This window comes from Spirosoma aerophilum (genome assembly GCF_054782495.1).
This window is the reverse complement of the sequence record NZ_BAAGSJ010000019.1, coordinates 61,881-83,253: the sequence shown is the minus strand read 5'-3', so window position 1 is coordinate 83,253 and position 21,373 is coordinate 61,881. Positions and strand designations below refer to the sequence as shown.

The window sequence follows — 21,373 nt, the reverse complement described above, 5'->3', positions numbered from 1 at the left end:
GTAAATTTTACAAGAAGACGCACCACCGTCCGTTACCAGATGGTTTCCACGAGCTCGTTATAGCGCGGAAAGTTATGATCTGACGAAACGAGGGTTGCGCCATCGGCAAGGGCTGTTGCTAATAACAAGCGGTCGAAAGGGTCGCGATGGTGGTCGAAAAAGGGAGTCGTTTGATACGCTGCCAAGTGTTGTTCCGATCGTTAAAATCATCCGACATGCAAAAAGACCGCTTCCTCTGTAAGGGGTTCTTCACCTAATGTCACAATTACTTTGGTCGTGACGCTCCTCACCGGCCGCTCTTCACCTAGAATAGGCTGCCCGTTTTTATGCGTTCCTGTTACCGTTGCCAGCACGACCGTATGCGTTTTTTAGACATACCGTAAAACCTTACAAACAATCCACATCGGCTACGATGCTTACCTGACGTAATCCCTTGTCGGTCAGGATGTCGTTGATGCGGTCCTGAATGAATGACTTGACCGCTTTTATGTTGACTTTGTCGCGCTCTATCTTGATCAGGATATCGTATAAGAACTGATTCCTGATTCGCTCGATGAGGGGTTCTTCGGGGCCGAGCACGCGGCTACTGCCAAGTGCGTCGGTAAGTTCGGTAGCCAGGCGCTGGGCGGCCTGCTGACTGATAGCCCGGTCGGTGTGGCGAATGGTCAGTTTGATAAGCCGCGAGAATGGTGGATAGTTGAAGTCCTGCCGCTCTTTGAGCTCCTCTTCAAAGAGGCCTTTATAATCGTTGTCAATTACTTTCTGGAGAATCGGCTGGTGCGGATTACTGGTTTGAATCAGCACCGTTCCCTGCCGTCCGGCCCGTCGTCCGGCCCGCCCGCTTACCTGAGTAATCATCTGAAACGCCCGCTCCGTAGCCCGAAAATCGGGGAAGTGAATAAGCCGGTCGGCGTCGAAAATGCCGACTAAACTAACATTATCGAAGTCCAGTCCTTTGGTGATCATCTGGGTACCGACCAGCACATCGACTTGCCCGCCTTCAAATTCCTGAATGATCTGCTGATAGGCATTCTTGGCACGGGTTGTGTCGAGATCCATCCGCAGCACCCGCGACTGGGGGAAGAAGATCTGCAACTGGTCTTCCAGCTTCTCTGTCCCGAACCCAATAGTCTTCACTTTGGTAGAGCCGCAGGTTGGGCACGTTCGCGGAACCGCTTCCTTATGGCCGCAGTAGTGACAGCGCAATTCGGCATCACGCTGGTGGTAGGTAAGGCTGACGGCGCAGTTGGGGCACTCAGCTGTCCAGTCGCAGTCTTCGCACTGCATGTAAGGGGAGTAGCCCCGGCGGTTTTGAAACAGAATACTTTGCTCTTTCCGCTCCATGTTAGCTTCCAGTGCCCCGAGCAGAGCCGATGAAAACTCGTTTTTCATCGTCTTTTGCTTTTTCTCCTGCTGCACATTCACAAGCACGATATTGGGCAGCGTTGCATCGCCGAATCGCTGAAAGAGTTCCACCAGTCCATAGCGCCCCTGTTTAGCCTGATAGTAGGTTTCGAGGGAGGGCGTGGCCGACCCCAGCAGCACTTTGGCCTGTTGCCAGTGCGCCAGCATGATGGCTACATCGCGGGCATGATAGCGCGGAGCCGGATCATGTTGTTTATAGCTTGTTTCGTGCTCTTCGTCTACAATAATTAAGCCTAAGTTGTCAAACGGCAGGAACACCGCCGACCGAACCCCCACCACAAACTGGTATTGACCTGACACGACACCTTTCCAGACTTCTACCCGTTCGTTATCGGAAAACTTGGAGTGATAGATGCCCATTTTATCGCCAAACACCCGCTGCAGGCGTACCACAATTTGGGTCGTCAGGGCAATTTCGGGCAATAGATACAGCACTTGAGAGCCACTGGAGAGGGCTTGCTGAATAAGGTCGATGTATACCTCTGTTTTGCCACTACCGGTAATGCCATGCAGCAGCACAATGTTCTGACGCTCGAACTGAGCCATGATCTGCGTTGACGCTGCTCGTTGGGCATCGGTTAATTTTATCTCTGCCTGAGGGACATCGCCATTATCTGAGAAGCGGGGTTGAATAACGTCAAATGTCTCAAAAACCTGGTTTTTAATGAGTGTTGACAGCGATGACTGCGAAACATCATCGTCCTGATTAAGAATTGTTTTGTCCAGGCCTTTCTCGTTCAGAGCGGGTGTCCGCTGCATCGGAATATGGCTCAGGTACCGCATGACTACCTCTTGTTGTTTGGGTAGTTTTTCGAGCCGTTGCAATAAGACCAGCAGTTGTTCCCGCTCTTCGTAGTTGCGGTTCAGCCTCACTTTTCGCACCATTTTAGGGATGTATTTCTCCCTGACTTCTTCAAAAACGATAATAGCTTTTTTGCCAACCAGCGATTTGATCAACGCTGTTACATTGCCGCCATCACCGGCAAGCCGCTCTAACTCTTCATACGTCAGGGAGGAATGTTTCTTTAGTTCGTTAAGCAGAATTGTCTCAAACTCACTAAGTAGCTCCGGATAGTCAAAATCAGGATTGAACTGCACTTTTGATTGACTCGATATTTTCAAGCCAGAGGGCAAAGCTACATTCATGACTTCGCCAATACAGCACATGTAATACTCTGAAATCCACCTAAAAAGCTCTAATTGGTAACTTGTTGTTAATGGATATTCGTCTAAATTTTCATTTATGTAACGGGCTTGATAGCCTGTAGGAGGGGTATTATGAAGCCTGGCAACGATGGCCGTGAGGACTCTCCCGTTTTTCTTTCCAAAGGGCACGATAACTCTGGCACCAATTTTGAGCGTGTCCGCCATTCCTCTGGGGACCCGGTAGGTAAACAATTTTGGTACCGGAATTGGTAAAATCAAATCAGCAAAGAAAGTTATTTCTTCACTGTCAAAAGACGAAAATAATGTAATGGCTTGATTTTCCACAGTAGAAGTAATGCGTCAGTAAATATACATACAAAACCCCCAGTCACTGGCAAAGCTTTTGCCTACTATGGACTAGCAAACCGATCGATGTAACTAAAAGTTTACTTTAGTAATATTATATACTTTTTTTCTGGATTGAAAAGTATACAAATTTCCAGTTTGGACCGGATATGCTGAGTAACATATTTAATAGACGTCAACAGCCTCTTTTTATGAAGCAACTTTACAAATTTATTGCCTTTATAGCTGCTTTGGGCTATGCTGGGTCAGCTTTCGCTCAGGTCAAAGGCACCGTCTTTCGAGACTTTGACTTGAATGGAATTCGGTCTGACACGCTTCCCGTTGAGGTGGGCGTTTCCGGCATAAAGGTGTTAGCGTTTGTTGATCTAAGTAAAATACCTATTCAGACGGTTACTGACGCACGCGGTAACTATACCTTCAATGCAACCGATGTGCCTGCCGGGAAGTCCGTACGCATTGAATTCAGTGAGCTGCCATCCAGCGACTATAACGGCCCGTATGGGGCAGGTAGCGGAACAACCGTACAATTTGTAAAAGCGCCGGCCGATCAGGTAAATATTGGCATAAATTATCCATCCGACTATTGTCAGAGGACCGACGTTCGGGTGTTGGTGCCTTGCTATATTAATGGAAATACCCAGACGACAACCGATGCTAATGGAAATTTTGTGCCAGTTGATAAACAGGCTGGTCAGGCGGATGCACTTGTTAGTATTGCCTACAATGCTAACGGTGTGGCAGGATCCTCTAATTTCCCGCCCGATCACCTGGCAACCGGTAGAGAGGTAGGCTCAATCTGGGCATTGGCGTATCATCGACGAACCAAAAAGGCGTTCAGTGCGGCTGTGGTGAAGCGACATACCAGCTTCGGGCCACTTGGTACAGGTGGAATTTATGTCACTGATGTAAAGACGAATACAACTACTAACTTTTTGGATGTTAAAACGATCGGCATCGATACCGGCGATGACTTTCATTCCGGGATTTTTGCCGACAAAACTCAGGCCAGCACCGATCCAGCTTCTATGACGGCTATGGGTCGCGTCAGCTTTGGCGGTATGGATATATCGGAAGATGATAAAACCTTGTATTTCATTAACCTTAAGGACCGGAAGTTATACAGCGTCTTTATAAACTCACCAGCGGTTGCTCCAACTTCGGTTTCAGCCGTCAATTCATGGGCTATTCCTGATCCTGGCTGCTCAGACGGCGATTTCCGTCCGTGGGCCCTTAAGGTGTACCGGGGCAAAATTTATGTCGGCGTTGTTTGTTCGGCCGAAACGTCGCAAAAGCAAAGTGATCTTAAAGCCACGATTTACCGATTCGATCCCAGGAGTGCCACACCTGTGTTCGAAGAGATATTATCGTTTCCACTTGATTTCCGGCGGGGGGCAGCTGATTTAACGGGTACCTGTGTACAGTATGACCATTGGTTGCCCTGGACCGATGCCTTTCCAACGCCGTGTGGGGAAGGCAACACGCCCAATTTTGTCATGTACCCACAACCCATTTTATCCGATCTGGAATTTGACGATGACGGATCCATGATTGTAGGTTTCATGGATCGTTTTGGCCATCTGGTAGGAGTCGCTAATTTAGACCCCGAAGGAAAAGGCTTTTACGATGGTTTTACAGGGGGTGACATCCTGAGGGCCTATAATAACAATGGGAAGCTCGAATTAGAAAAAAATGGTAAAAGTGGTAATCTAACGGGCAGCGGTGTTGGTAACAATGAAGGACCTGTTGATGCCAATAATGTTGGGGGTGAATTCTTTGGACTGGACAACTGGTTGTTCTTTAACCGAGTTGCTCACGCCGAAGTAACGAACGGTGCTTTATCGCTTATTCCCGGCTACAAAGAAGTTCTGTCATCGGCATTCGATCCGATCTCCGAAGTTTACCAATCTGGTGGATTAAAGGTATTTAATACCCAAACCGGAGCGGTCAACCGGAATTATGTCTTGTACACACTGGACAGTACACCCGGTTCATTTGGTAAAGCCGCGGGTCTGGGAGATTCGAAGGCGTTGTGTGATCCACCCGGTGTTGAGATTGGTAACCGGGTGTGGTTCGATGATAACCGCGATGGTATCCAGGATGCTTACGAACCAGGTATTGACGGTATTGTATTGACACTGCACGATATGGAGAACGGGGGGGCTTTGCTGGCTACCCAAACGTCGCACGATGGTGGCCAGTATTATTTTAACGATAGCGTAGTGCCGGGTGGCTTGCAATTTAACCATAAATACGAAGTTCGGCTGGATACCACCCAACTGTCAAATTTCGATATCACACTTGCCGGGAGTAAAATCCTGGCACCATCGGGCGGGCGACGGGCGGCCGGTGCCCGACAGGCGCTAACCAGCCCACAGCGATATTATTTTCTCTCGCCGGCTAACCAAACCGGTTTTGCCGATCCGGATACGCGCGATTCTGATGCCCAATTGGTGGGAAGCTCGGCCGTGATTGGGCTGACAACGCTCGATGCCGGGCAGAACGATTTCACGTACGATGTCTCTATTTATTCCTGTCCATCAATCAGGATGGAAAAAGACATTGTATCGCTTTGTTCCGACGTAAAGCTTGATTCCATGGCTGCCGTTGGCGATCATTTTAGTCGTGTTGATTCTGTTCGATTCGTCATGTTCAGCAGTCCGCAGTCCGGAACGGCTATGTATGGTTCGACAGGTGTAGTGCTCGGCACCGTAAAGCCGGACACGATCACGAATCGGGCAGTTTTTTACAACCCACCTATTTCAACAGTGAACAATCAGGGAACTGTGGTCGACCAGTACGTCTATGCGATCATCTACCCAACACCAGCAAACATCGCTTGCCGTCAGTCTGATGCTACTGTTATTAAGGTATCGCCCTCATTATCGGCAACAGCAACGGGCGGAACGCTGACCTGCTCACTGACGGCGGTTAGCCTGCAGGGACAGGCATTCTACGGCGATGGGTCGGTGGCTTCGGGAGCCACCTATGGCTGGAGCGGTCCCAACGGCTTCAGCAGTACGCTGGCAGCGCCCGTGGTGGCCGAAGCGGGCACCTACACCCTGACGGTTAGCGATCCGGCTTGTCCTTCCAGCCTGACCACAGCCACCGCCACGGTCACATTTGATACGGTCGTGCCGGATTTAACAGCAGGGGGGGCTGCGTTGCCCTGTGTGGGCTGTAGTGCCACACTGTTTGCTGATGCACCTGAAGCCACCCTGTTCTGGACAGGCCCTGGTGGATTTACCAGTGCGTTGGCTGAGCCGACTGTTACAGTTCCGGGCGATTACACCGTTACCGCAAAAGGCGTAAATGGTTGTGAGGTGTCGACAGTTGTTGAATTATCGCCCATTGAAGCGGAGCCATGTCCGGTGCCTGCCTGCCTGCCGATACTGATAAAACGAATTAAGTAAAGGGCAGAAGTAAGCGTTTACTACGGTACACGAAACAGGTTCAGAACACATAAAAACCCATATGTTCTGAACCTGTTTCGTGCGTTCAAGGGTACATGTAACTCACGGTATTGATATCTACTTTTGATAAAGCTGTACGCTGACTGGTGAAGGTTGATCCATCTTTTTTGGTCATTGTAGGCAGCCCGTTCTTGGAGAAATCATACGAACCGTAAAGCATAATGGAGCCAAAATCGAGCCCGCCCTGGTAGTCGAACCCATCCAGTCCACGCTGTGCATAAGTCTGAAAATCAGTTTCGTAGCCAGTTATTATGTTTCCGGTATTGATCGTCACATAGGTATCCCGATCAACGCGTGTGTGTTCATGCCAGAGACCAATTGTATGGCCGATTTCGTGGATCGTATTTCCTGTTGAACAACCACTGCCCAAATTGATATATTGTTGCCCTCCCGAGTAGCCAACATTCGACGAACAGCCGGAACCCGGTCGAAAAAGTACATAACCCCGTTGAGTCGTACGTTCAACAAATCGGATAGGTGTGTTTGCTTGCCAATGCGCAATGGCATCCCGTACCCGCGTCTGGTTGGGAAGCGTGGGATCGATCGTATAATAAACTATTTTATTAGGCCAGCGCGAAGAGGTACGGCTCCTTCCCGTACCCTCTGTATGTACATCGTTTCGCTCCTGTAAGTTATCGGGTAACAGGAGTATGTCGCTCTCAAAGACTGCCTGGTCGCCAATGAGCTGATAACTTATTTTCTGACCATTCAGATAAGCACTGCCCGGTATGCCCCGCTGATTGGGGAAGGCTTCTTCCGGGCGCGTTTTTATTGTCGATGAACTGACCTTGTCAAGATCAATTTCTGTTTGATTTCGGGAGCAACCGGGTAGAATAAATAAGGAAACCCAAAGCAGCGCACATGTAAACAGGAGTTTCATAGCTTTACTGTATTTACTATTAGTTATATGAGTTAATTAGAGGTATGCATATATACCAGGTGATAATGTAGACGGTTTTATTTATTTTAAAAAAGTGATTCCTTATATATCTACTAAAAGGTACACTAATGTTTATAAGTAATAGTAAACGGCTTTTGGTCGATTGTATCAAACGAAAATTTTTTCTCGCTGAATCCTGTTAGGAAGATAGAGAATGTAATTTCACGAGGAATCTTTGCGAAATGCCCTTGGTTACTCGTGATTAAGCATCGTTACCTCATTCAAGAATCAGTAGCAACCTTACTGAATAGATAGCGGTAAAAATCATTAACGAACGAACGCATGCAGCCATACGATGTCATTATAGTTGGGGGAGGCCCCTGTGGGTTAGCTGCTGGTATTGAAGCGGCTAAAGCTGGCTTAACTCATTTGATTCTGGAAATGGGAAGTCTAACGGAATCGATTCGGCAGTATCCTCGCCGAATGCGGTTCTTTTCAACCGCCGAAAATATTGAAATTGGTGGACTGCCCTTTGCCATTTCCGATGTGAAGGCTGGTCGGGACGAGGCTCTTCAGTACTACCGGAAAGCAGCCGCCTATTATAAATTGAATGTCAACCTGTTTCAGGAAGTTTGGGAGGTACACAAAGAAGGTGATCTGTTCGTTGTGACAACTAAATCGGGCGAACGCTTTGTCGCGAATAAGGTGATCATGGCAACGGGCTATTTTACCCGCCCACGCTGGCTCAATATTCCCGGTGAAAATCTGCCTCATGTGTCGCATTACTACGACGAACCATTCAAATATTCGTTTACCAATGTGGTGATCATTGGCGGTTCGAACTCGGCGGTCGAAGCGGCTCTGGAATTATATCGACATGATGTGAACATTACGGTGGTTCACCGGGGTGAGGATTTTAGAAGCACGGTGAAATACTGGTTGGTGCCCGACGTGAAAAACCGGGTGAAGGAAGGCCGCATCAAAACGGCCTTCGACTCGTGTGTGACCCAGATCGATGAACAATTCGTAACGGTCAACAACCTCAAAACAGGTGAGGAAACGCAGTTGCCAGCCGACTTTGTCTTTATCCTGACCGGTTATATTCCGGATGCTGCTCTGTTGCGCCGATGTGGTATTGAACTGGACCCCGTTACACAAGTACCGACCTACAATAAAGAAACATTTGAGACGACGGTGCCAGGTTTGTACGTCTGCGGAACGGTAATGGCTGGTATTTATACCGAGAAAGTATTTATTGAGAATGGCCGGGAACACGCTCAGGCGATCATCGACCACATTGCAGGGCGAGAGGTCCACAAAGTGGCTGAGCTGATTCAGCGAATCTAATTGATCTGGTACGGACAAATTTAAATTTGTCCGTACCAGATCAATTAGATTTAATTAGATAGAGAATGCCTGGCTAAGAGCCGCTTGGTGGCAAACCAACGACGGCGCGAAACGGGCAAAACAACCCCGGATCGTAGGTAAACAAGCCCACCTTTATCCGGGTCGATCCGTTCAATTCGCTCAATGCAGTCAAGGTTTACCACGCAGTTGCGGTGTAATCGAATAAACCAGTCGGCGGGCAATAGCGGAATGTAATATTTCAGCGTGCGGGGCATCAGCATGCGCTGGCCATCCCGCCAGTGAAGCCACGTATAGTTACCTGTAGCCTGCAAAAATTGTAGGTCGGCTACTGGTAAGGTAAGTTGCCCGCTGGAACGGACATACATCTTAATACCTGCGGTAGGCGGGGAAACGGCTGATGTGACAGGGCATTGATGTGGTACCATAGTTATTCATTAAAAAGAAGGATGTGTGTGATAACCAGTAGGTAAACATAAGTGACTAAATAGACTCTATCGGAATTATGTTGTCAGTAACCAGAAATAGTAGCTGAACGGCAGTAAAATAGACGTGAGTTACAAAAGCCGCTGAAAGTCAGTATCGTTGAGTCCTATCCAGCAGACGGGGTAACCGGCTGATAGATCCGCACGCAGGCCAGAACACAAAACGCCCGTCTACATCAGGTAGACGGGCGTTTTTGATAAACAGGCTATCGTCGTATCAGTTGGCCAGCGTGTGGTCTTTCCGGCTGAACATTCGGTAAATGATCGGGAAAATAAGTAGTGTCAGTATCGTAGCCGTGATGAGGCCCCCAATAACGACAATTGCCAATGGTTTCTGGGTTTCGGAGCCAATACCGGCTGAGATGGCCGCCGGAAACAGGCCAATAGCCGCCATCAGGGCAGTCATGACCACGGGCCGGATGCGTGATCGCACCCCTTCGCGAATGGCCTGATCGAGCGGCATATGGACCTTCCGGTTGTTATTGAATACCGAAATGAGAATAACGCCATTCTGCACGCAGATGCCGAATAGGGCAATAAAGCCCACCCCGGCCGATATTCCGAAGTTCATGCCCGTAGCGTGCAGGGCCAGAATGCCCCCGATGAGCGCAAAAGGTACGTTCAACAAGACAAGCCCTGCATCTTTGGCACTGCCGAAGAGAATGAACAGAATGACGAAAATAGTTGCCAGACTGATCGGTACCACCTGAGCCAGACGACCCGTTGCCCGTACCTGATTTTCAAATTCGCCGGTCCAGTTAATACCGTAGCCTTTTGGTATGTCTTTTACTGTCTCCTTCACCCGCTGTTGGGCTTCGGCGAGTTAAAACCGGATTTCGGTGCGGTCGTTGCTTAACAGAAACAGCAGGGCTTTAAGTCGCAGTAATTCACGAAGCGATACGTTATTGCGTTCATACTCCCGCTCATAGGCCGTCACGGTTGTCTGGATCGTGGCGATCCGGCGATCATAGCGGGCAAGGGTCTGCTGCTGAAAATAAATGGCGTAGAACCGGCTGCGCAGGTCGAACCGAAGGCCGCGTAGCAGATCGAGCAGTTCGAGTTCACTCAGGTGAGCGGCTTCGATAGCCAGTGCAATTCGTTTGTTTCGTTTATCGGCGGTATAAAGCAGTTGCTGGATCGAAATGATTTTCACGCCCCCACGACCTACGTCCAGCACGCGGCTGGTTTGGTTGTTGAACGCACTAAATTCAAGCGTAGCAGTGGGGTTATCGCGCAGGCTGGCCTGTAAAATCTGTGCCTGGCTAATATCGATCCGAAATCGTTCGGCCAGCAGCAACAGGTTATTTTTAATGAACAGACTATCAGCCGGCTGTCGGGTCAGACGAAGAGAATTCTCCCCTCTGACCTGACCAGCCAGAAGCAGAATTAAAAGTAAAAGCCAGGAACGCATTACGGGTGGTTTTGTTGGTACCAGCCACAAAGTTGCTAAGGCTACTCAGGAAGACCGTCGTTAAGGAATTAGGAAAAATTAGTTTTTTTAAGTAGACTTAATGGTGGGTAAGATAATGGTAAAGGTGCTGCCCTGACCCGGTATACTATCCACGCTGATGTTGCCATTGTGGAGTTCCATAATGCGTTGGCATACAGCAAGTCCGACGCCAAATCCCTCAAATTGGATAGCTCCGGGAGCCCGGTAAAAGGGTTCGAAAATATGCGCCTGTTCATCGGCACTCAAGCCAATGCCGGTATCCGTTACACTCAGCCAGACATGCTGAGAACTGGTACCGATACTGACCCGAGCCCGATGGTCACCAGCGTATTTACAGGCATTGTCGAGCAGATTGAACACCACCCGCGACAGTAGCGTCTCGTTGCCAGCCACAATCATATCGGTTTCGGTTTCGGGGACCTGATCGTACTGAAACTGCACCGTGTAGTCAGGATGAGTTGTCAGGAGTTCATCCTGCGCCGAAAAGAGCACATCATCCAGTCGTATAGGTTTCATCATGACAGCATCCAGATTCTCCAGCGTTCGGGCCAAAAGAAGCAGGCTGTTCGACAGGGCAATGAGCCGATCGGTATCCATCAGCAGGTTCTTAAGAATTTCGGTGTGCCGTTCCAGCGAAAGAGGGCGCAGGAGGCCAAGCTGAATTTCAGATTTCAGGGCAGCCAGCGGTGTCCGCAACTCATGCGACGCATGCGAGACAAAACTGCGTTGCTGCTCAAAAGCCTGTTCGAGACGCTGTAACACCGCATTGAAATTAACGGCTAACTGGTCGATCTCGTCCTGTCGGCGGCCCTCGTCGAGCCGCTGCCGGAGATTTCGGGCCGTAATGGTTTGTACCTGCCGGTTAATATTACCAATGGGCTGAAGTGACTGCCCGGCAAAGAAAAAGCCTAACACGACGGTGAGGCCAATACCGCCCAGTAACCCCCAGAAAAGTGTCAGGCGCAGGTTCGCCAGTTTACTCTGGCCAAACTGATCGTAGGCCGAAGCCAGCACCACCAGCCGCCGACCGTTGGATTCGTACAGAATGCCAACCAGTTCGTTATCACCGTTAGTGGTTTCCACTTCTTTGCTCCGGCGAACTTCGTCCAGAAGGGCTGGCTTATACCGTACCGGATGGTCATCGACGCTGCTGTAAACCAGTTGATTTTTATCGTTGATGACCAGTACTTTTTCGTCGATGAGGGCCGTCAGTGTATTTCGATCGATGATCCGTAGTAGATCGTAATCCACTTCTTTCACTTCTACCAGAAACCGGGCTGTTGTACGAGCTTTATTTTTCAGCCGTTCGTAAAACTCCTCCCGTCGGTAGGTTGCTGAAACCAGGTAGATCAGTAACGAGAACCCGATCAGAATGGAAGCAACGATCAGCGTGAACTGGCCCGAAATACGGTTGCGTATAGTCATACAGGTTCTTCTTTCAAAACGTACCCATACCCGCTCCGGGTATGGATTAATTTGGGTGAGAAATCCCGGTCAATTTTTTTGCGGAGGTAATTGATGTACACTTCCACCACATTGGTTCCGGTATCGAATGGCATACTCCAGACGTGTTCGGTCAGTTCGAGCCGCGAGACAGGCCGACCTGCGTGCTGTATGAGATAGGCTAGCAAAATGAATTCCCGTGTGGTCAGTTCAATGATGGTATCATCCCGCCGAACTTGCCGGGCAGTGCGGTTCAGCGTTAGGTTGGCTACCCGTATGATATCGTCGGCTCCCGTCCGATGGTCAGTACGACGAAGGCAGGCGGCTACCCGCGCCAGCAACTCCCGGAAATCGAAGGGTTTCACCAGATAGTCGTCGGCACCTACGCCGAGGCCGGTAACTTTATCTTCTATTTCGCCCAGCGCCGTGAGCATCAGGACCGGCAAATGCGGGTTGTGGCTTCGTATTTCCCGACAGAGCTCGTAGCCGTTTATACCCGGCAGGTTAACGTCCAGGATGACCATGTCGAACTCGTGAGTGCGCAGCTTTTCCTGACCATCAAGTCCATTATAGGCAACATCCGTGGCATAACCTTCGTCGGTTAGTCCACGGCTGATATTCTGGGCAATGCGTCGGTCGTCTTCAACAAGCAGAATCGTTTTCATACGGTGCTGTTATACCTTTTTTGCTCGTATGCGAGGCTCATACCCACAAAACGTTGTTTAATTTTCTACAGTGCATGAGCGCTTACTGAACAGAAAAACCTCATCATTCGGTTAACTCGACGGATAATGTAGTAAACTATCTGGTTTGGTCAACAAAAAAGCCCGGCTTTAAGGGCCGGGCCATGTTATTACAAACAAATAAGTCACTAACTCCTTTCCTTACCGTTTCCGCTTAACCGATGTTCTGGCTGCAACTTCAGCCTGAAACTTCACTTTTAACTTCCGATCAAGCTCTTTATCGCGAGGTACGAAAATGCTTGTTTTGCCGTCCGAAGATTTGAGCATCCAGTAGACACTATCAGTGGTGGGGGGAATGGAGGTGTACGTTTGTTGGCTCATAACCTAGGGGATAATAATGAGTGCATGCGACCTCATGAGTGCATGTCTATCCCCATAACCCTATTTCATTAGGATTAGTGTCATATAGAGACAAATAGCTCTTAGAATAAGTCTAAAACGTTACGCGACTTGCTTAGCTACGTCAACGGCATTTGGCCCTTTGGGGGTCATTTCGACAGAAAAAGACACTTTATCATGCTCTGTAATGGCGTCTTTCAGCCCATTGATATGGACGAAAATACTTTCCTGACTTTGGAGATCCCGGATAAAACCGTACCCTTTTGAGTCATTAAAGAAGGTCACGATGCCTTGCCGGGTTAAGTCCTGAGGAGCCCCGGCTTCCTGTTTGGCAACGCCAATCTGAATGTCTTCCTGATCGATACGCTTCTTTTTGCGGGGATCGGGAGGTGTCGACGAAATATTGCCATTTTCATCGACGTAGGCCAGCATTTCATCCAGGCCCTGTCCTTTCACGGCATTTGCTTTCCGGTCTTCTCTTTTTTCTTCTTTATCTTTTCTCTTTTTCTGTCTTGCCTTTTCTTTTTCTTTTTTACTAAATGTCTCCATTCCTTGTGTTTATTCGTGTGAGGTTATCATGCCTGTTCTGGGCATAGTGTGTTGCAACAGAGGTGGCGTAAATAGATTGAAAACCTGATTATCAAGCGGATTTAACCGCCCCACCTTATTAAGAACCATAAAGAGTTGAAATAAGTTGGTTGACCTGTGGTTGATTGTTGATTTTACTAACGTATAGCGTTCACCTAAGCCGCCTTTTACCCTATTATATTGCCTGAAAAGGGTGCGTATTCACTGTAAAGGGCTTATTCCGTTGCTGAATAGGACGGATAAATGGAAAGAAATTAGTTACTTCTGACCAGGTATCTATGCTGCGGCTTTAGTGTGAATCAGTTCATCTGATCGGGTAGTGTAGCCTATATCAATAAAGCCCGATTACAGCGTAATCGGGCTTTATGTTACTATACCTAAATTTCGTTCAATAAAACAATTGATAAACGACAGAATAAGTAAACTTATGTCTTTTTCCCCAACGGATCCCATTAAAAAGGAATTAATTTACGTTTCGGTATAGCAAGTGGTTGGTTGTCAATACCGAATAATTATAAACAAAGCCCCAATCAGCATAAACGCCTGTGTCAGCTGATTGGGGCTTTGTTTATCTGTTGGTTCGATCGCTCTGCTACTCGCTTAAACAAGCTTATTCACCATACATAAGAAAAGAAATGGCTGGGTCTAAACGCGAATGGTTTTTTTGTCCGCATTAGCCCGCATACTGCGCCTGCATCTCTTTGATGAATTTGAAACCGTTTTCGGCAATATTCCAGGGGTCATTATATTCCCGCCATACATTGATCGAATTGGCAAAATCAATGTCATTTCGCGTAAAAGCCTCAATGGTCATCCAGCCGGAGTAGTTTATTTCGGCCAGTGTTCTGAACGTATCGTCCCAGGGGATATGGCCATCGCCCGGCGTTCCGCGGTCGTTTTCACTGATGTGGACGTGTGCCAGTACCGGCGCTATCGTGCGGATGGCTTCCGGGAAACGCTTTTCCTCCATATTGGCGTGATGGGTATCGAACATAGCCTGTACGTTTGGGTGATCGGCCCGACGCACTAACTCCAGCAACTGCCCCATGGTGTTGCACAGATAACACTCGAAACGGTTCAGGGCTTCCGGTGCCAGAATGATGTTGGCTTGCCTGGCGTAGTCACCAACCGTGTGCAGCACTTCGGCACTATGGGCGTATTCGTCCGGTTGCGGCTCGCGCCGACTAAAGGTGGCAAAGGCTGAATGAAAGGGACCACACAAAACCGAGGCCCCCATGGCGTGTGCCCGGTCAATGGCTCCTTTCAGATGGATAACCGCCTGTTCGCGCACACTGGCCGACTCGCTGGCCGGGTTTTGCTCCGGACCAACCACCGTAACGCAGGTGCTTTGTAAGCCTACCTGCCGAAGGTGATCGCCAAACTTTCGATAAACACTGACATCCTGCGTATCGACAAAGGATTCGACGCCATCGTAACCAATCTTTTTAAGCCGGTCGGCAATCGGATTCATTTTTTCGGATAAAGCGGCTGTCCAGACCAGGATATTAAACCCAACGGGCGAGGTTAGTTTTTTTGCCGGTTCAGCCGATGTATTCTCGAATGACATAGAAAAGGGGTATCGGGTGATGAGTAATATGATTCCGAATCTGTGATTTCGGATTTTGGATGGTCAAGTGGCTCCACTAACGTACATAAACCGAAAATAATAGGATCGCGGATGAGACGGATCGAACGGATTTTTACCAATAAAATGACCGGTTACAAGTTTATCCGCTTACTCCGTCTCATCCGCCGGGTCCACCCGTGCGGATCCCATTTTATAAGTAAACTCCGTGTACATCAGTTAAGGGGTACAACCTACCTAATGGACTGGACTTACTTACTGCCACCGGTTACTTTGCTCGTGGCTCGATTGCCTTCATTTTCCATTGGGTGCTCCTTGAGCAACTGGGTCGGTGAATAGAAATCGACTTTGGCTACCGTAGCCGCCCGTACCTGCTTCACCTTGGCCGGTAGAATGGCCGGTGCCTCGTTCCCGAAGGAGTTGCGGACGTAGGTGAGCACGGCAGCTATTTCGTTGTCTTTCAACAAGCCGCCAAAGGGCGTCATGGGCACCTGGCCGGGGTAGGATTTGCCCTCCACCTCAATGGGCCCCATCAAGCCTTTCAACGCAATTTTGATGAGCCGTTCCTCATTGCCCGATACCCATTTGGTCCCTGCCAGTGGGGGGAAGCCCGAGGCTGCGAGCCCTTTGCCATCCGCCTGATGACAGGTTGAACAATAGCCATCCCGTGTGTAGATTTCTTTGCCCTTGTTGAACAGAGCCAGTTCTTCGCCTTTCAGGTTCGTTTTTACAGCGATCTCTTTCTCCTTCGCCACATTCATGCCTTTCAGGTGTGCCACGGCGGTTTCGTGCGCGTGAATCATCCAATCGTCCAGCGGTTTTTTTGCGGCCTCGGCCAGAATGGGTAGGCCTTTTTCTTTGCCGATCCAGGATGCGGCTACGATGGCATCCAACCGAACACGGCTGTTCTCATCCCGGGCAGCCTGCATCAGCAGGTCAGCCTGATCGGGTACCTGATGCCCTGTGTAGCGCACTACCTGAACCGCAGCGGCCCGGGCGTGGTAATCTTTCGCTTTGAGAAGCTGGCGCAGCAGGGATTGGTCTACTTTATCCATGCCCCAGCTTACCCAAAGGCCCTCTAGCATGTGGTGCTCGTAGCGAGGGTCTTTTTTGTCCAGGCCAGCCACCCAGGTCTTCAATTTAGCCAGTACCTGACCGGCATCGCGGCCCCGAAGTTCGCGCCGGGTGCGGTAGCGGGTCCGGTATTCGGGCAGTTTAAGGTTATCCAGTAACTGCTCGATACTGGCACCGTCGATCTTGGCGGGCGTTACGAGCGGACGGGATGGGTAGGTAATCCGGTACACGCGTCCGTGCGAATGGTCGCGCAGGGGGTCGCGGGCGTTATGCTGCATGTGACCGATCAGGATGTTGTGCCAGTCGATCAGGTACAGCGAACCATCCGGTGCAAACTCCATGTCGACGGGCCGGAAGTTCCGGTCTTCACTCACGACCAGATCAGCCCGGTGGCGACTTTTGTAACCCGTGCCATCATCCACGAGGGTATGTTCTTTCATGCCCAAAAAGCCGATGGTGTTGTTGATCAGGAAATCACCCTGAATGTCGTCGGGGAAGTGACGGCTGGAAACAAACTCCAGACCCGAGGTGGGCCGAACCCGATGTGCTTCTTCAACTAACTGGACTGATTTATGGGTAGCTTCGCCATATCGGGGCAACACGGTGCCCGGCATCATCCAGCGCACATCGGGGCTGGATGTTTCGGCGAAAAAGGGTTGCCCCCAATCATCGAAAGCAATGCCCCAGGGGTTCGGAATGGCTAATTGGGCCGTGCGCTCCAGTTTACGAAGCTGGGGAGCATACCGGTAGAAACCACCATTGGTTGCCCGAACGGGACCATAGGACGTTTCGACGTTGGTATGCAGAAACACTCCTTCGCCGGAGTAGATAGCCCCGGATGGATCAACACAGAACGCGTGGCTGTTGTGGTGGGTGTCATGGTCGTCGTAGCCGCTCAGCAGGATTTCACTCTTGTCGGCTTTGTCGTCGCCGTTGGTATCGGTGAAAAGTTTGAGATTAGTCCCCTGCGACACGTAAACACCTTCTTTGGCAATTTCGAAGCCAAGCGGCAGGTGCAGGTGATCAACAAAAACGGTTTGCTTATCGGCCTTCCCGTCGTTGTTGGTATCCTCCAGGATCAGGATTTTATCGTTAGGCTTGGCATCGCCGGGCTTGTAGTGGGGGTAGCTGGGCATTACCGCTACCCATAGCCGCCCCTTATTATCGAACGACATCTGCATGGGTTTCGCCAGATCGGGGAACTCTTCTTCCGACGCAAAAAGCTCGATCTTATAACCCTGCGGCACTTTTAGTTTGCTCAGCGCTTCCTGTCCGTAGAGGTATTTCAGGCTTCCGTTCTTCTCGGGGTTGAAGTTGGTTTTTACCGGCGGTAGCTGGCGGGTGTTCTTGTCGGCAGCGGCAATGTCCATTTTCTGACCCTTCGAAACGGCCAGCCAAACGGCGGTATCCCGAATGGCGGTCATCTGCCGGATTTTCTCGATCTCCGCCGGGTAGTTGTCCGGTCCGAATGGGTTGTACCGACGACCGTAAACGTGAACGCCGTTCGGAATCTTGTAGTCGTTGTGCCACATCCAGTTCTTTTCCAGAACGGCCTCATGCACGAGTTTGCGGTTCGCTTCGGCTTTAGCGGGTGTCTTGCCAAAAACCTGATCGGCGAGCAGAAGACCTAATTTCTGATAACCAGCATCGTTAAGCTGCGACCCGTCAATGGTCAAGGGGGCTTTGCTGGCGCTATACCATTGCTGAGAGGGCGTAAAGGCGTCGATGAAAAGCACGTTGTTCCGTTCAGCCACTTCCTTCATTGCTTTGGTATACAGCAACAGGTTCTCGTTCTCTTTTTTGCCGTTCGGCAGATCGTAGGTGGCCGATAAGTCCTCGAAAGCAATGGGCGATACCAGAGCCAGTTGCGGAGCCGTAGCACCATTGTATTTCTGGTTCTGCGTGTGCTTGATGAAGGCTTCCAGTTCAGCCTTGTAATTCGCCAGCCCTTCTTTGCCCTGGAAAGATTCGTTGTAGCCAAAGAATGCAACGATCACGTCGGTCTTGAGCCGGGCCAGCCACTCGTCGGGCGATTCGAACGTGCCCTGACTGTCGGATGGATTGGCATACTCGGTCTGAAATTTCTCGGCACCCGGAAAAGCCCAGGGCGAAAAACGACTCGAACGGGGCCGGAAACCGGGCGTATCGCCGGGGTCGCACATGTTGCGGATGTACAATTGATTGTCGGGGTAGCGAAGCTGCATTTCGGTTTCGAAATAGCCATAGTTCATCATCCTCGACCCCAAATTGTTGCCGATCAAGGCGATATGGGAGCCCCGGTTGATTTTCAGTGTCTGCGATGCGCTGCCCGAGCGCATGATCGACTGAAAGGCACTGAACGCAATAACGGCCAGACCCAATCCGGCGAGTACTACGTTAAGGGTGAATTTCCTGGGAAGTAAAGCTTTCATCTAATCAGGATTTGTTAGGGTGACCATAAGGGACGTCGATAGCAATTTTTCCTTTCCATTTTTTAGGAACTGGTTTGCCAAGTTCCCAATGAATGGCGTTGATAACCAGGCGCTGAAATGACTCGACCTGGAAGTCTTCGGGGTGGCCCAGGGTTGTCAGAAAGGCTTTGCCACCCCACTGGTTTTGCCACGTCCAGGCAACCGGGTTGTCGATGGCCTCTTTATCGGGATTGACCGACTTACCCATGAGCAACGGAACGGCTCCTTTGGCCGGATAATCGGGTAGCACGCGATAGAGCCAGGACGACGCGTGGAAACTGGGTTCAACGCCGGTCAGAATCGGGTTTTTGGCCGCTGCCGGGATGATCGTCACGTCGGTGGTACTCTTGTGGCCATAGTGCGTGTGTTTGGCCGCACCGCCCCAGCCCGGAGGGGCACCAAAGGCAAATTCACCAAAGGCATTCCACCGCTTTCTTGGATCGCCGTCGGGATAGTTGAAGGCGTGGGTGGTGGTGCGGAAGCCCATTACGGGTTTTCCTGATTTGAGGTAGTCATCAATAAACTTGAGCTGGTCTTCGGGCAGTTGCCGCCAGCGCAGGTAAAAAACGGCCAGGTCGGCGTCTTTGAGAGCCTCCAGGCCGGGAATGTCTTTTTCGCCGTTGTAGTCGGGATAGGCTTTCAGCACGGTTGTGCGAATGCCGTAGTTCTTTTCCAGTTCGGCCGCAATGAGGGGCAGGGTCAGTTCGCCACTGTATTCATGGTCGCCTGTAACAAACACCACATGCGGTTTATCGGCTTTCGTTCCTGTTGACTGGGCGAAACTGGCAAACGCATCGGTCCAGTTCAGGGAGATAGGGGCCAGCAGAGCTGCGGCTTGTTGAAGAAAAACTCGGCGTTTCGTTCTCATAAAGGGCAAGACGGTACAATTAACTCAAGCTACTATAGAAGACATCCGGGGCTGAAATTTACCTGATTTTACTTACTCAATAGTAAGTTATTCATTTTGGATGACTGATGGAGCTGTTGAATCTTAGACTATTACTTAAGCCTACAATATCTTATAGATTTTGTAGGCTTAAGTGGTTGAGGTCAATAACCGGGGTTCTGTTTCAGCTTGCTGTTGTTCCTGATTTCGGCAGTGGGGATGGGGAAGAGCAGTTCCCGCTCTTTCAGCACGGGTCCGTAGGAGAATTTGTGCCCAACGTAATTATCGAACGCTTTGGTCGTTACGTTGAACGCCTTGCGGAGCCGGGCCATATCGAACCAGGTTTTGTTTTCGAAACTCAGTTCATACCACCGCTCTTTCCAGACCGCTTCCCGCAACTGCTCTTTTGTCAGACCAGTCAACTCGGGCAGCTTAGCTCGCCGGCGAATCTTGTTGACGGCTTCGTAGGCGTCGGCGGTTGGGCCCGACACCTCATTGGCGGCTTCGGCGTAGGTCAGCAGCACTTCAGCGTAGCGGTACAGGGGCCAGTTCAAATCGCTGTTGGCCGTAACCAGCTGCGCCTGGGTATCGAAATGCTTGTAGATGTAGTAGCCACCCAGATCAACGACGATCGAACGGTCGCGGCTGAGCGAAAACGACCGGTAATAGAACTGCTTTTCCTGCGCCCGTAAATCACCTTTTTCGTAGGATTCCACAAACTCTTTATTGGCGAAAATAGCCCCTGTCTGGTCGGAGTAAGCGGAGATTCCCTGATTGTAGGGGATAATGGATGTTTGCCAGCCCGACGGCTGAATGTTGGTCGCAAACTGAACCATGAAGATATTTTCGCCAATGTTCTTTTTCGATGGACTGTGCAGGTCGTCATACGTTGGAAACAGGCTGTACTGATTCGCTGCGATTACCTCACTGGCCTTGTCGGCGGCTTTTTTGAAATATTCCGCACCCTTTTGCAGCGGATAGCCTGCCATCGTCAGGTATACACTGGCCAGCATGGACTTGACCGCCCCGGTCGATACACGGCCGCTGGGATCAGTAAAGGGTAGTCCGGCTGCTTCGGCCACGAGCAGATCATCGACGATCAGTTTGTAGATGTCTTCCTCATTTGCCTGTTCGGGATACAGGTTGGTGGACGTCAGTTCGATGGGTTCCGTAATCAGGGGTACCTTTCCAAAAATACGTACCAGATTATAGTAATAGTAGGCACGCAGGAAACGCGCTTCGCCAAGCGATTTTTTCTTCGCGACTTCATCCATGGCAATAGCGGGTATTTTGGCAATCGCCAGGTTCGCGTTGCCAATGCCCCGATAGCTGGCCACCCAGTATACCCGGCTGTATTCATTGTCGGAGGTGTTGACGAGGTTACGAACAAAAATACTGTTCTGCGCCTGTCCCAGTTCGGTATTGGCCAGTCCCGTGGCAAACTCCAGCATCATCCAGGGGGCTCCCCCAAAGCCGCCCCCGGTAGTTGTTTTCAGGTTCTCGTAAATAGAGTTGACCTGACTGGTGGCGTGTTCGGGTTTGGTAAAGTAATTATTGACGGTAAAATTGGTTCGGTCCATTTCGTCCAGGAAATCGGAGCAGGACGATCCGCTAATGACCAGTACCGTTAGAAACAGCCACCGGGTAATGATTTTTTTATACGTTTTCATAATCAAAG

Annotated in this window: 14 protein-coding genes and 2 pseudogenes; 2 read left to right on the top strand and 14 right to left on the bottom strand. The window is 50.1% G+C overall.

The genetic code is table 11. The features are described 5' to 3' along the window. Positions 1 to 32 precede the first annotated feature (32 nt). Complete coding sequence (locus tag ACYVK4_RS25620; RefSeq protein ID WP_461130422.1) at positions 33 to 185, bottom strand: PIN domain-containing protein; 153 nt, start codon at positions 183 to 185, stop codon at positions 33 to 35. 202 nt (positions 186 to 387) lie between these two features. Continuing rightward, positions 388 to 2,916 (bottom strand): replication restart helicase PriA, encoded by a 2,529-nt coding sequence (gene priA, locus ACYVK4_RS25615; RefSeq protein ID WP_461130421.1) that lies wholly within the window; start codon positions 2,914 to 2,916, stop codon positions 388 to 390. A gap of 212 nt (positions 2,917 to 3,128) precedes the next feature. Between priA and ACYVK4_RS25610 the strand changes: the two genes are divergently transcribed. Next, positions 3,129 to 6,347 (top strand): SdrD B-like domain-containing protein, encoded by a 3,219-nt coding sequence (locus ACYVK4_RS25610; RefSeq protein ID WP_461130420.1) that lies wholly within the window; start codon positions 3,129 to 3,131, stop codon positions 6,345 to 6,347. 85 nt (positions 6,348 to 6,432) lie between these two features. On the opposite strand, the gene ACYVK4_RS25605 is transcribed toward ACYVK4_RS25610, so the two are convergent. Continuing rightward, positions 6,433 to 7,287, bottom strand: a complete 855-nt coding sequence (locus ACYVK4_RS25605; protein WP_461130419.1) for a M12 family metallopeptidase — start codon at positions 7,285 to 7,287, stop codon at positions 6,433 to 6,435. Between the two features lie 342 nt (positions 7,288 to 7,629). On the opposite strand from ACYVK4_RS25605, the gene ACYVK4_RS25600 reads away from it, so the two are divergent. Then, positions 7,630 to 8,634 carry a YpdA family putative bacillithiol disulfide reductase gene (locus tag ACYVK4_RS25600; protein ID WP_461130418.1) on the top strand — a complete coding sequence of 335 codons (1,005 nt, stop codon included), beginning with the start codon at positions 7,630 to 7,632 and terminating at the stop codon, positions 8,632 to 8,634. A 50-nt stretch (positions 8,635 to 8,684) separates the two neighbouring features. Here ACYVK4_RS25600 and ACYVK4_RS25595 read toward each other — a convergent pair whose 3' ends face one another. The 11 genes and pseudogenes from ACYVK4_RS25595 to ACYVK4_RS25545 form a co-directional block, all read right to left on the bottom strand. Next, positions 8,685 to 9,080, bottom strand: a complete 396-nt coding sequence (locus tag ACYVK4_RS25595) for a LytR/AlgR family response regulator transcription factor (protein WP_461130417.1) — start codon at positions 9,078 to 9,080, stop codon at positions 8,685 to 8,687. 274 nt (positions 9,081 to 9,354) lie between these two features. Next, a pseudogene (locus ACYVK4_RS25590) lies at positions 9,355 to 9,960 on the bottom strand (efflux RND transporter permease subunit); the annotation flags it as partial. A gap of 3 nt (positions 9,961 to 9,963) precedes the next feature. After that, a pseudogene (locus ACYVK4_RS25585) lies at positions 9,964 to 10,548 on the bottom strand (TolC family protein); the annotation flags it as partial. An 87-nt stretch (positions 10,549 to 10,635) separates the two neighbouring features. Further along, positions 10,636 to 12,012 (bottom strand): sensor histidine kinase, encoded by a 1,377-nt coding sequence (locus tag ACYVK4_RS25580; protein WP_461130416.1) that lies wholly within the window; start codon positions 12,010 to 12,012, stop codon positions 10,636 to 10,638. Further along, positions 12,009 to 12,695, bottom strand: a complete 687-nt coding sequence (locus tag ACYVK4_RS25575; protein ID WP_461130415.1) for a response regulator transcription factor — start codon at positions 12,693 to 12,695, stop codon at positions 12,009 to 12,011. The genes ACYVK4_RS25580 and ACYVK4_RS25575 overlap by 4 nt, the downstream gene beginning before the upstream one ends. A gap of 219 nt (positions 12,696 to 12,914) precedes the next feature. Further along, positions 12,915 to 13,094, bottom strand: a complete 180-nt coding sequence (locus tag ACYVK4_RS25570; protein WP_460940605.1) for a hypothetical protein — start codon at positions 13,092 to 13,094, stop codon at positions 12,915 to 12,917. 120 nt (positions 13,095 to 13,214) lie between these two features. Next, complete coding sequence (locus ACYVK4_RS25565) at positions 13,215 to 13,661, bottom strand: cold-shock protein (protein ID WP_461130414.1); 447 nt, start codon at positions 13,659 to 13,661, stop codon at positions 13,215 to 13,217. A 712-nt stretch (positions 13,662 to 14,373) separates the two neighbouring features. Next, on the bottom strand, positions 14,374 to 15,267 hold the full coding sequence (locus ACYVK4_RS25560) for a sugar phosphate isomerase/epimerase family protein (RefSeq protein WP_461130413.1): 894 nt from the start codon (positions 15,265 to 15,267) through the stop codon (positions 14,374 to 14,376). A gap of 269 nt (positions 15,268 to 15,536) precedes the next feature. Further along, positions 15,537 to 18,770: a PVC-type heme-binding CxxCH protein gene (locus ACYVK4_RS25555; RefSeq protein ID WP_461130412.1), complete on the bottom strand. Its 3,234-nt coding sequence runs from the start codon at positions 18,768 to 18,770 to the stop codon at positions 15,537 to 15,539. A 4-nt stretch (positions 18,771 to 18,774) separates the two neighbouring features. Then, complete coding sequence (locus ACYVK4_RS25550) at positions 18,775 to 19,677, bottom strand: ThuA domain-containing protein (RefSeq protein WP_461130411.1); 903 nt, start codon at positions 19,675 to 19,677, stop codon at positions 18,775 to 18,777. 182 nt (positions 19,678 to 19,859) lie between these two features. Continuing rightward, the gene (locus tag ACYVK4_RS25545; protein WP_461130410.1) at positions 19,860 to 21,365 is read right to left on the bottom strand and encodes a RagB/SusD family nutrient uptake outer membrane protein; all 1,506 of its coding nucleotides are present in this window, start codon (positions 21,363 to 21,365) and stop codon (positions 19,860 to 19,862) included. Positions 21,366 to 21,373 lie beyond the last annotated feature (8 nt).

Bases quoted from the DNA above. Each gene is read 5' to 3' on its own strand.
- ACYVK4_RS25580 (WP_461130416.1), bottom strand. From the start codon at position 12,012: ATGACTATACGCAACCGTATTTCGGGCCAGTTCACGCTGATCGTTGCT.
- ACYVK4_RS25550 (WP_461130411.1), bottom strand. From the start codon at position 19,677: ATGAGAACGAAACGCCGAGTTTTTCTTCAACAAGCCGCAGCTCTGCTG.
- ACYVK4_RS25595 (WP_461130417.1), bottom strand. From the start codon at position 9,080: ATGGTACCACATCAATGCCCTGTCACATCAGCCGTTTCCCCGCCTACC.
- ACYVK4_RS25575 (WP_461130415.1), bottom strand. From the start codon at position 12,695: ATGAAAACGATTCTGCTTGTTGAAGACGACCGACGCATTGCCCAGAAT.
- ACYVK4_RS25605 (WP_461130419.1), bottom strand. From the start codon at position 7,287: ATGAAACTCCTGTTTACATGTGCGCTGCTTTGGGTTTCCTTATTTATT.
- ACYVK4_RS25600 (WP_461130418.1), top strand. From the start codon at position 7,630: ATGCAGCCATACGATGTCATTATAGTTGGGGGAGGCCCCTGTGGGTTA.
- ACYVK4_RS25545 (WP_461130410.1), bottom strand. From the start codon at position 21,365: ATGAAAACGTATAAAAAAATCATTACCCGGTGGCTGTTTCTAACGGTA.
- ACYVK4_RS25565 (WP_461130414.1), bottom strand. From the start codon at position 13,661: ATGGAGACATTTAGTAAAAAAGAAAAAGAAAAGGCAAGACAGAAAAAG.
- ACYVK4_RS25610 (WP_461130420.1), top strand. From the start codon at position 3,129: ATGAAGCAACTTTACAAATTTATTGCCTTTATAGCTGCTTTGGGCTAT.
- ACYVK4_RS25555 (WP_461130412.1), bottom strand. From the start codon at position 18,770: ATGAAAGCTTTACTTCCCAGGAAATTCACCCTTAACGTAGTACTCGCC.
- ACYVK4_RS25570 (WP_460940605.1), bottom strand. From the start codon at position 13,094: ATGAGCCAACAAACGTACACCTCCATTCCCCCCACCACTGATAGTGTC.
- ACYVK4_RS25560 (WP_461130413.1), bottom strand. From the start codon at position 15,267: ATGTCATTCGAGAATACATCGGCTGAACCGGCAAAAAAACTAACCTCG.